Raw genomic sequence first — 11471 nt, 5'->3', positions numbered from 1 at the left:
ATCGTTCTCTTTTCCCCTTGCCACTACCAAGAAAAGAAGAAAAAGAATTAAAGCAGTTCGATCACCAGTATTTTAATAAAATATTGCATGAAAAATGAGGTTTTCAATATCGAAAACCTCATTTTTTATATTCTAAAGAGCAAGATCTGAATGGTTGACCGAATATAATTTTTACTTCTTTACTCAATCCTCATTCACTCATTTACTACATTCAATATTTTATTCTTTCAATGTATTTAGCTCTGATTTTCTTCATTAAATCCAGATCTAGGTTCTCGGCATAAACCCTGATCATATCAATCGCTTTAAAATGATCATAAATAAAGCCCAGGGAAACGTCGAAATGAATCATCTCCATATTGTACTTCACTTTCTTTGTTAATTGCTCAAATTGCTTCCAGTTTAGCTTTTCAGGGATGGTAAAATATCCATGATTTGGTTCAATATGATCTTTAAAGTATCCATCTTCGATGATATCCAATGCAAAAAACTTATCCAATTGAATCATGGCTTTAGAATTGTGAGGAATAGAACCATTTGTCTTAAATATGATTCCTTCAGATTGATAACATTCCTGTAATTCCTTCACTTGATCGTATGTGTTAAGTCTTCTGATACGTATTACATAGTGCACATCATTATAAATGGTAATCGTACCTATTGCAGCGTGGAATTTGGCCTCGAAATAGTTCATTATTTTTTGAGTAGCTCGAGTAAATTCTTCTAAATCGTATCTTCTATCCAATACCAAATAAATATAATGAGGCTGAACATCTTTCTGAAAACCATCATAATACTCATAGTATCCCGGAAACGGATTTGTCGCTTCAAGAACAATGGTATTAGGCAATATTTTATCATCTATAACTTCAAGGGTTTCTTCTTTTAGAAGACTACCATACTTTACAACATAGTTTTCAGTGGTCATATGCAGAAGGATTATGGGGTTAATACTCGGATTGTCTTACACTTAAACATAGTAAAAATTGAGAGCAAAAACAAGACTTAAAACTCTTTTTAATAATGTAAATTTTCTTTAATGATCACGAGTGAAAACCGGAGCATTATCTTTTGATAAGTTAGGATTGTAGATATATCCATCTAAATTAAAAGCTTTTAGGTCTTCAGGATTGTTTATTCCATTCTGAATAATGAAACGAGTCATTAATCCTCGTGCTTTTTTAGCGAAGAAGCTGATCATTTTGTATTGTCCATTCTTCAAATCTTTAAAAGCAGGAGTAATGATTTCGGCCTTTATTTGTTTTGCCTTAATCGATTTATAATACTCATTCGATGCCAGGTTAATTAAGTGCTGGTGATCGTATTCTTTTAAATCTTTGTTAATGGATTTCGTGATTTTATCTCCCCAAAATTCATACAGGTCTTTTCCTTTTTTATTTGCCAGTTTTTTCCCCATCTCCAAGCGATAAGCCTGTATTAAATCCATTGGTTTTAAAACCCCATACAAACCGGAAAGAATGCGCAATTGCGATTGTGCATTTTCAAAGTCTGTATCGCTTAAGTTTTCAGCATCAATTCCTGTATATACATCGCCTTTAAAGGCCAATAGTGCTTGCTTGGCATTATCGGGAGTAAAAGGCAAGTGCCATTCATGAAAACGTTCAAAATTCAATTGAGCCAGTTTAGGGCTAATGCCCATGAAATCTCCAATTTCATCAACTTTAAGTTTGCGAAGAATTTTTATCAATTGTTCAGCATCTTTCGTAAAGTTTGCTTCAGAATGAATATCTGTTTTTGCTTGAGATTCAAAATCTAAAGTTTTGGCAGGTGATATAACTATTAACATATTCTGTTCTTTTAATTTTTGATTCTTAAAAGTAAGTATTATTCACATAAGCATCAATAGAGTTTATCATTATTGATAATGTGTTAGTTTCTGTCTATGAGAAATGGAAGTATTCTTATATTGGGAAACTTCCTATTCTAAAGAAAGGACCATTCCCAACTTAGGAATACAATACTCCGGAAAAAATAACTTCCGCGAAACAATTGTGTATAAAAAAAGAGATTGACAATTGCCAATCTCTTTTGATATAATGGGTTATAAATTCTTATCAGGATACAATTCATCCCACCATTGTGGTTGATCTTTCAAGTATTTTGCAAAGTAGGCAAAGATGGTGTTGTTCCAAAGAATGCGTTTGGTGTAGTTTTGAATCAAATGATCCTGACCTTTTACCTGTACAAATTCCACATCTTTTCCCAACAGCTTTAATGCCTGATACATTTGAATACTTTCCCCCAATGGAACATTGGTATCCTGGCTACCATGAAGCAATAACATTGGAGTGGTAATTTTATCGGCATTAAACAATGGACTTTGATCTACATAAATGTCTTTTCTGTTCCAAGGGAATGATTTACCTGTAGCATTCATGCTGTAGGAATATCCCCAATATCCTTCGCCCCAGTAGCTGGTAATATCACTGATGCCGGCATGAGAAATGGCTGCTGCAAAAATATCGGTTCTGGTTTGTAGCAACTGAGTGGTAAAACCTCCATATGAAGCCCCAATACATCCAACTTTATTAGCATCGATGAATGAATGATCTTTGATAAATTTCTTGGTTCCATCAATAATTTCGTCAGCAGTAATAATACCCCAATTGTTTTGGTGACGAGCCGAGAATTCCTGGCCAAATCCGGTAGCACCGCTTGGTTGTAGTAAGTATACCACATAGCCCATTGCTGCATACATATTCAATGGATAACGACCACCAAAACTTCTTTCTACAGGAGATGTTCCGCCGTAATAGTTTACAATCAGAGGATATTTTTTATTGGAATCGAAATTAGGAGGATAGTAAACACGACCAATAATTGTAGTACCATCTTCTTTGGTAAAATTCCAATCTTCGGTTTTGCCGAACATTACATTTTTTAGATGAACCTTTTCAGGCTTTGCAATTACTTTATTTGTTTTCGATGCAATATCATAAGTAAATGCTTTGTATGGACTTGAAATTCCACAAGCCACATAGCTGATTGTTTTTCCATTTTCCGACAAGTCAAAACCACGAACCACATCCGATTTCGAATTTAATTCTGTGAATTTTTTCGATGCAATATCATAGCAGAATAGTTTTACGTAGTCTTTGTCTTGTGCTTTGATGTAAATCTTATGATCAGATTTGTTCCAAACCGATGCATCAATTGCAGGATCGAAGTTGTAGGTAATAGGATCTACTTTTTTCGAAGCCAAATCGTAAATGTAAAGTTGTCCATCGTAATTGTTCGCTATTGGATGATTGCCGATATTCTCACCAATCTTGCCAAAGCAAGAAGGACCACCTTGTACCAACAATTGCTTTCCATCAGGAGAATATTGAGCCTGACCTGATACCAATTTGTCTTCCCAAATGCTTTGCACTTTAAAAGTTTCAACATTCATTTGGTAAAGATTCTGTTTAAAATATGGATATCCACTGTAATCAGGACGCGAAGTTGTGAATAGGATGTTTTTTCCATCAGAACTAATATCAGCCAAGTTGGTACTTAAAGTTCCGTAAGTTAGTCGTTGTTTTACACCACTTGCAACATCTAATTTGTAAAGGAACGATCTGTATCTGTACCATGACAAACGGTCTTCCATTCCCTGAAATTTCTTCATTTTCCAGTCTTCAGAATTGCTTTTACCTACACTGTAGATGATGAATTTTCCATTAGGAGCCCAGGTATAGGAAGAGAAATCTGCAATGTTTTCAGCAATCTGTTTTTCGGTGTTGTTTTCGAAATCGAAAACAAAAATAGATGTTTTACCATTGTAATTCTTGGTGTATGAAATTTGATTTCCACTAGGCAGCCAATCGATGTTTGCAAGCTGTGTGCCTCTAAAGGTATATAGAATTTTACCTGTGTTAATGTCCTGGATTTCTTTCCAGCTCTCGCTTTTGTCTGAAGGTGGTAAAGTGCGGCTGTAAGAAATTAGCGCATACTTGCCATCAAAAGATAAAGCCGTGCTTTTTACTTTTGTACCATCTAAGACCTTACTGATATCCATAAATTGTTTTGGAGAAAGACTCAATTCAAAAGCATTTGCATCACTTTTGGATTTTAAAGCAAGTTGAAACTGATTGTTTTTAGAACCGCTTAGCACTTTCACAACAATTTTGTGGTGTCCTTGTTCTAGTTTTAGACTTTTGCTGGATTCTTTGGCTTCATCCGCTTCATGCTTGTATTGCGATAATTGTTTTTTGCCATCCACATAAACCTCAATCATAGGGTAGCTTTTTAATGATAGCTCAAACTCACCCCACTGATCAGTGTTTAAATATGAAACCAGATAGTATAATTTACTTTCCTTATTTGACAAAGAAAGAAAACCTTTAGAATTAGCACTTTTCTTTTTCCAGGTTAATTGTTCATTGTTCCAGTTCAGTTTGTCAGATTCTTTAGGAGCAATTGTGCAAAGGTCCAATTGGTTTTCCTGCAAAAGATTTTTCAGTTCGAAAGTACTTCCGCTAAAATCTTCGGTGCTACTGAATGCAGGCAAGTACAGCTCAATGGCATCGCTTGAAAGCCAATTTTCAATTGTTTTTTGTTTGTTATCCTTGGTAGAGGATGCAAAACAAAAATTTACACTTAGTATTACAGCCAAGGCTGATACAATGATCTTGTTCATTTTTATTACGATTTATAGGTTTGTTGCCAGACCTCAATACTACGGAAAATTCTAAGCATAAAAAAGAACATTTGTTAGCTTAAGTATAGTTTTCATTACGAATTCAACTCTTAGTGAGAAAAAATTTGTTGAGAATTGAATAATTTGATCTATATTTGTGATACTCACGAAAAACGGAGGAAAGCTATGAATAAATTTGTCACAAATTCACCTTGCAATTATCTGAGCTAAACAGCTTAGGCTTTCCTTATTCTATAAATATTATTAATCAGAAGTAACGGAGGCGTAAGCCGCCCGATACAATTTTTGTACACCTAAAAATTTAATGGAGGAAAAATTATGAGTACACCTATGAATTATTGTGCCCCATTTGCGGAGCTCGTGAAAGTTGGAACAAACAATTGTTTCAAAACCGAAGGAAAAATAAAGAGTTTAATTCATTATCAAAAGCGAAAACGAAAATGCACTATAATAGCAATTTAAAAGAGAAATTTTTACGAGTAAAGGCAATTGACCGTGGGAGGCAATTGTTTAATATGATTAAGGACTCCTTATCAGGAGAAGAAAAAGATTATACCAATGGAAGAATTGGGAAAGCCTTATTTATGCTGGCTATACCAATGGTATTGGAAATGATTTTTGAATCGGTTTTTGCTATAGCCGATATTTTATTTGTATCCCAACTTGGCAAAGATGCAGTTGCAACTGTAGGGATTACTGAAACAATTACCACAATTGTATATGCCATAGGATTTGGTTTATCAATGGCAACAACAGCTTTGGTAGCCAGGAGAGTTGGAGAAAAGAAGTTCGAGAAAGCTGCAAAAGTATCAGCACAGGCCATTGTAACCGGAGCGATTGCCTCAGTTTTTATCGCGATAGTTGGAGTTTTCTTTTCGAAGGACTTGCTGCGATTAATGGGAGCAAATTCTACCATTGTGAATGAAATGTCGGGTTATACAAGCATTATTCTGGGTAGTAACCTGATTATCATGTTGCTATTTATTAATAATGCGATATTTCGATCAGCGGGAGATGCTGCACTTTCTATGCGCGTATTGATTATTGCCAACGGTTTAAACATTATTCTTGATCCATTATTGATTTTTGGGCTAGGTCCAATCCCTGCTATGGGCGTTGAAGGCGCTGCGATTGCAACTAGTATTGGTAGAGGATTGGCGGTTGTATATCAGTTTGTTCTATTGTTTAAAGGAAGTGGTAAGATACATATCAAATTAGAACATTTTACTTTACGATGGAAAACCATAAAGAAACTGATTAAGCTGTCGGTTGGAGGAATAGGGCAGAACATTATCGCAACATCAAGTTGGATTGGTTTGATGAGGATTATGGCTGAGTTTGGTAGTGCTGCCATTGCTGGTTATACCATTGCAATCCGTATTTTGATATTCATTTTATTACCATCCTGGGGGTTGAGCAATGCCGCAGCTACTTTGGTTGGTCAAAACTTAGGAGCTAATCAGTCAGAACGTGCCGAAAAATCGGTGTGGGCTGCAGGAAGAATTAATGTTGTGTTTCTTGGATTGATAGGAGTAATATTCTTCTTGTTCCCAGCATATTTTATTGAGTTATTTACTGATGATCAAGGGATCTTAATAAATGGAATTCAAGCGCTAAAAATAATTAGCTGTGGATTTATTTTCTATGGAATGGGAATGGTTTTGCTGAACTCGATTAACGGGGCAGGCGATACACAAACTCCAACCTTATTAAATTTGATTAGTTTTTGGATTGTGGAAATTCCTGTTGCTTATCTTTTGGCAATTCAATTTGGTTGGAATCAAAAAGGAGTGTTTTATGCCATAATTATTGCTGAGGCAGTTCTAACACTAATCGCCTTGTATTGGTTTAAAACCGGAAGGTGGAAGTTGAAGAAAGTATAAAGTATAAAGACCTGACTGTGTTCATTGAACTTGTCAGGTCTTTTAAATTTCTATATACCCAATCAGCTGCTTACTTTCCAGATGTATTACTGATAATAACCTTTAAAATTGAAAATCTTTTCAACGGTTTTTCATCGCATAATTGAGAGTGGTTTATTTGAGCTGTAAACCTACAAAATATTACACCTGATCAAATAGTATGGCTTAAATGTTTTTGTACAATTTCAGAGAAAGCCTTAAAGGTGATTGGTTTCGCTAAATAGTCATTGCACCCAGCATTGAGTGCTTGCCTTTTGTCTTCCAACATGGCATAAGCGGTTTGAGCAATAACAGGAACTTTTTTATTTGTTTTACGGATTTCCCTGGTAGCTTGCAATCCATTCATAACCGGCATTTTAATATCCATCAGAATTAAATCAATCTCTATTTTGTTATTAATGATATCAACAGCATCCTGGCCATTTTTCGCATGAATTACATTATAATTAAATTCATTTAATAGGTCGCGTATATAAATGTAGTTGGATGGTTCATCTTCAACCACCAAAATGGTTTTTCCGTTGGTATGTAAAAAGAATTCGTCTGTTTTGATTTTTTTATCAACTTGCGATGTGGCAGTAGGAAGATAGGGAATTTCAAAATAGAAACAAGCTCCTGTTCCTTCTTCTGATTCAACCCAAATGTCACCACCAAATAATTCTACTATTCCTCTTGAAATGGAAAGACCTAAGCCTGTTCCCGTATGTAGTTTTGATTCTTGTGTATCGGTTTGACGGAACCTTTCGAATATTAAATGATGAAACTCTTTTGGAATGCCAATGCCAGAATCTCGAACATGGAATAGTAACTTATTATTGTTTACCTTATACCCAAATTCAATTGTTCCTTTTTCTGTGAATTTTATAGAGTTTTCCAATAGATTTGATATCACCTGCGAGAGTCTGGTAACATCGGTTGAAATAAAACTTGAATAATCATCAAGAGATTTTACAGTTTTTAGTTCTATACCTTTTTTATTGGTAACTATTGTGAATTGACGTTCCAAATTATCCAGAATTTCGTTTAGCATAGTGATTTCATAGCTAAGCGAGAACTGATTGGATTCAATTTTTGAGATATCAACAATATCAGAGATGATGGTAAGCAGTCTTTGTCCTCCATTATCAATCATGTTCAGATATAATTCTTTTTTTTCTTTTGGTAGTTTATCTTTTTTTAAGAATTCCGAAAACCCCAGTATGGAATTTAAAGGAGTTCTGATTTCGTGAGACATGTTGGCAAGAAAAGCGGATTTTAGCTGTTCACTTTCTTCAGCCTTTTCCTTTGCTTCTTTTAATTCCGATGTGCGTTGTTCTATTTTTTGATCGAGTTCTTTGTTGAAATCATTTAATTTTTGGTACGCTAATCGTAGCTTTTTAGATGTAATTCCAAGGATTTCCTGTTCGCTTTTTTTTTGAATGCTATCAATTAAATCATCCTGATTTGTAAATATTGTACTAATTTCTTCTATGAAATTATGAATAGGCCTGGAAATGCTTTTTGATAGCCAAACAGCTGTAATCAAACTGATCAGTAGTATTAAGGAGATACTGAAGATTAGAATGGCGATACTTTTTTTTTCTGATTCAATTGTGTTGTGGTAGAATTCATCGGCTTTACTTTGTGCGAAATCAGTAAGAATCTTGGTTTTTTCAAACAATAGATTTACATGAAAAGCGCCACGACCTCTGGTAATATCAGCAGCTCGTTCGTCGTGACCACCTTTTTTTAACAAGATTACCTCATTTCTGATTTTTTCCCAATCTCTATATGCTGAGTAGGCATCATTTACAACCTCTTTATCTCCCAGGAAACGCTCTTTTACAATTTTAAATGAGGTATAAACCTGTAGATCATGTTTGTTGACCAATAAAATTGATTCGTATAATTCTTCAATATTCTTTGCCAAAACAACATCTTTCATCGATCGGTGAATGGCGTTAATGCTAATGTTGATGTCGCGAACAGAATTACTAACCGTTAAAGGGTGGTGATAGATAGACTCTGTGTTTTTACTGATGGTTTTAATTTCGATGAATGCAATAATGCCAATAATGAAACTAAATAAAAGTATGGTTGAAAAGCCTAGTATAAGTCGTGTTTGAAATTTCAGTCCTTTCATGTGTGGGTGGTATATTGGTTAAATTTACCTTATAGTAGTTTAAAGTTAGAGGAAGAATGTAAGCTCAATATAATCAACAAAATATAAAATTGCAAGTTGAGTTTTTATAATGGAGTTAGCTGAATGTGTTTTGTGAAGGGATATGTGCTTGATGGTGATGTTATGATATGTATATAGTGGATGAATAATGAATTTTATTTTTAATTTATGTTTGTTTTGTATGTAATTTTATTTAGCTTTATGTATGTGTATCTATGTGTAATGGTAAGATTGTTATTTTGTTATCGATGTGTGATGATTCAAGAAAAGTCTATGATTAATTTTATACTCCTTGGAGTTATATTTATTAGATAATTCTTTCCACCCTTAAATTGAATTGAAAATTATGTCTGAAGTTGTAAATTGTAAGATTTCAAGTAGCATTTTAAACAAATGGCAAGATGTAATGAATCTCATTTCAACGACATTCAATATTTCGAATGTAATTATCGCTCATTTTAAAGAATCAAATACTCAGCTTTTATTAAAAAGTGATACGTGCGACAAAGCATTAATATTAGAGATTCAAGAATATTTAGATCATGAAAAAGTATTAGCAGTAAAAAATGAAATTTGTTCTGATGATTTAGCACTTAACAATTATAACAACCTCTTTTTTTGGGGATACCCTCTTAAATTTTCGAATGGAGATTTATTTGGGGTTTTATACGTTGTAAATGAGGAGGAAATAAAGTTCGATTCAGGTATAAAATGCTCCCTGGTAGAATTCCGAAAGATTATCGAGTCTGATTTAAAAGCAATGTATCAGGAAGAAATGAATAAGTTCTTTTTAGAAGAGTATAAAATAGAAAATCAGAAACTTGTAGAACAATTGTTGAAAAGTGAATTGAAGTACAAGACACTTTTTTCTGCTTCAAATTCTGCCATAGCGATTCTTGAACCAATTAGGAATGAAGTAGGAGAATTGGTGGATTTACTCTGCAAGGATATGAATCCCGCAAATGAAGAAATAATAGAAATTTCAAAAGACAAAGCGATTGGTAAGACTTTGTTGGAATTGTTTCCAAATACAGAACCTGAGTGGATTGATTATTTCAATTCGGTGACTAATGATTTTAAGAATACCAATTTTTACTCTTATCATTCGGATATTGGGAAGTTCATTTATGTAGATTCATTTCCCTTAAGTGATAAGGAATTTGCAGTTTCGGCGGTAGATTTAACCGATAAGGTTAAATTAAAGGAGAAGTTAAGTGAGGCGGAGAATAGATACAAGAATATTTTTTACGGTAGTTCATCTGTAATGATGCTTGTATCGCCTGAAAATGGGTTGATAAAAGATGTGAACGAAAGTGCCTGTGAGTTTTATGGCTATTCTAAAAGAGAACTCTTAAATCTTAAAATTTGGGATTTAAATATTGCAGGAGAAGTTACGGTTTGGGATAATATCGAGAAAGCCAAGACGAACTCAAAAACAATATTTAAAGCGAAGCATCGCATTGCATCGGGAGAAATTAAAGATGTTGAAATTTCATCAGGTGTTGTAATGGTTGATGGGATAGAACTCTTACACTCTGTAATACGGGATGTGACCGAGAGAAATATAAATTTGCTTAAGCTGACTAAACTATCAAATGCGGTGGAACAAAGTCCGGCATCAATAGTAATTACGAATACTAAGGGAGAAATAGAATATGTAAATCCGATATTCTGCAAGCTGACAGGCTACGGCCTTGAAGAGCTGATAGGAGAAAATCCAAGGATTTTAAAATCAGGCAAACAATCAGCTATTGTTTACAAAGATTTGTGGCAGACCATATCGTCAGGTGAAAAGTGGAAAGGAGAATTTTACAACAAGCGTAAAGATTCTAGTTATTATTGGGAGTCGGCTTCCATTTCACCTGTGGTTGACGATGAAAATAGTATCATCGGATACCTAAAAGTTGGATTGGATATTACCGAAAAAAAACAAATTGAAGCTAAATTAACACACGCCCTGCTTAAAGCGGAAGAAAATGACAGGCTTAAAACGGCATTTCTTGCAAACTTGAGTCATGAAGTTAGAACCCCACTAAATGGTTTGCTCGGTTTTACCGATTTTATTGGCGATGTAAATTTAACAGATGAAGAGCGAAAACAATATGCTTCCATAATAAAAGATTGTGGAAATCAGCTAATGAGTATTATGAATGATATAATGGATGCCTCATTGTTGGAGGCAAAGAAATTACAAATAAATGTAGATCCTGTTTCTCTGGATCCATTTTTATTGGGCCTAAAAAATCTTCATACTGTTGAGGCTGAAAAAAAGAAATTAAGTGTGAAATTGGATTATATGTTTAATCCAAATTTTGAAATACATACTGATAAAGGTAAACTGTTACAGGTTTTAAATAATTTGATTCGCAATGCCATTAAATTTACCAAAGAAGGAGAGATAGTTATTGGCTGTGAAAGTTTAAAAGATAGTGTTCTTTTTTATGTGCAGGATACAGGAATTGGAATATCTCCGGAGCATCAGAGGATTATTTTTAGCCGTTTCAGACAGATCGAAAATCACCTTACCAGACAACATGGAGGAATAGGACTTGGACTATCCATTTCGAAAGATATTGTTGAGTTATTGGGAGGTGAATTGTGGGTAGAATCGGCTGTTGAGCGAGGTTCAAAATTTAGTTTTACGATTCCGAAAAGTATTAACCTGAGTTCGATTTAAAATATAAAAAGCTCGCAAAGATATGCTTTGCGAGCTTTTTATATTTTA

6 protein-coding genes are annotated in these 11471 nt (G+C 34.2%); 2 read left to right on the top strand and 4 right to left on the bottom strand.

The genetic code is table 11. From position 1 onward, the window contains the following. Positions 1–211 precede the first annotated feature (211 nt). The 3 genes from NQ163_RS08390 to NQ163_RS08380 all read right to left on the bottom strand — a co-directional run bounded on the left by NQ163_RS08390 (position 212) and on the right by NQ163_RS08380 (position 4642). Positions 212–928 (bottom strand): hypothetical protein, encoded by a 717-nt coding sequence (locus NQ163_RS08390; protein WP_268189875.1) that lies wholly within the window; start codon positions 926–928, stop codon positions 212–214. 108 nt (positions 929–1036) lie between these two features. Beyond that, positions 1037–1807, bottom strand: a complete 771-nt coding sequence (gene yaaA / locus NQ163_RS08385) for a peroxide stress protein YaaA (RefSeq protein WP_268189874.1) — start codon at positions 1805–1807, stop codon at positions 1037–1039. Positions 1808–2062: 255 nt separating this feature from the next. After that, positions 2063–4642 (bottom strand): S9 family peptidase, encoded by a 2580-nt coding sequence (locus NQ163_RS08380; protein WP_268189873.1) that lies wholly within the window; start codon positions 4640–4642, stop codon positions 2063–2065. A gap of 461 nt (positions 4643–5103) precedes the next feature. On the opposite strand from NQ163_RS08380, the gene NQ163_RS08375 reads away from it, so the two are divergent. Then, positions 5104–6546, top strand: coding sequence for an MATE family efflux transporter (locus NQ163_RS08375; RefSeq protein ID WP_268189871.1), 1443 nt, complete (start codon positions 5104–5106; stop codon positions 6544–6546). A 190-nt stretch (positions 6547–6736) separates the two neighbouring features. Here NQ163_RS08375 and NQ163_RS08370 read toward each other — a convergent pair whose 3' ends face one another. Next, the gene (locus NQ163_RS08370; protein WP_268189870.1) at positions 6737–8707 is read right to left on the bottom strand and encodes an ATP-binding protein; all 1971 of its coding nucleotides are present in this window, start codon (positions 8705–8707) and stop codon (positions 6737–6739) included. 385 nt (positions 8708–9092) lie between these two features. Between NQ163_RS08370 and NQ163_RS08365 the strand changes: the two genes are divergently transcribed. Beyond that, the gene (locus NQ163_RS08365; protein WP_268189869.1) at positions 9093–11423 is read left to right on the top strand and encodes a PAS domain-containing sensor histidine kinase; all 2331 of its coding nucleotides are present in this window, start codon (positions 9093–9095) and stop codon (positions 11421–11423) included. Positions 11424–11471: the final 48 nt, after the last annotated feature.

The organism is Marinifilum sp. D737, assembly GCF_026672275.1.
Lineage (GTDB): Bacteria > Bacteroidota > Bacteroidia > Bacteroidales > Marinifilaceae > Marinifilum.
Note: the sequence above shows the minus strand (reverse complement) of the source record. Positions and strands in the feature narration are given on the sequence as shown.

Bases quoted from the DNA above. Each gene is read 5' to 3' on its own strand.
- NQ163_RS08390 (WP_268189875.1), bottom strand. From the start codon at position 928: ATGACCACTGAAAACTATGTTGTAAAGTATGGTAGTCTTCTAAAAGAA.
- yaaA (WP_268189874.1), bottom strand. From the start codon at position 1,807: ATGTTAATAGTTATATCACCTGCCAAAACTTTAGATTTTGAATCTCAA.
- NQ163_RS08380 (WP_268189873.1), bottom strand. From the start codon at position 4,642: ATGAACAAGATCATTGTATCAGCCTTGGCTGTAATACTAAGTGTAAAT.
- NQ163_RS08375 (WP_268189871.1), top strand. From the start codon at position 5,104: ATGCACTATAATAGCAATTTAAAAGAGAAATTTTTACGAGTAAAGGCA.
- NQ163_RS08370 (WP_268189870.1), bottom strand. From the start codon at position 8,707: ATGAAAGGACTGAAATTTCAAACACGACTTATACTAGGCTTTTCAACC.
- NQ163_RS08365 (WP_268189869.1), top strand. From the start codon at position 9,093: ATGTCTGAAGTTGTAAATTGTAAGATTTCAAGTAGCATTTTAAACAAA.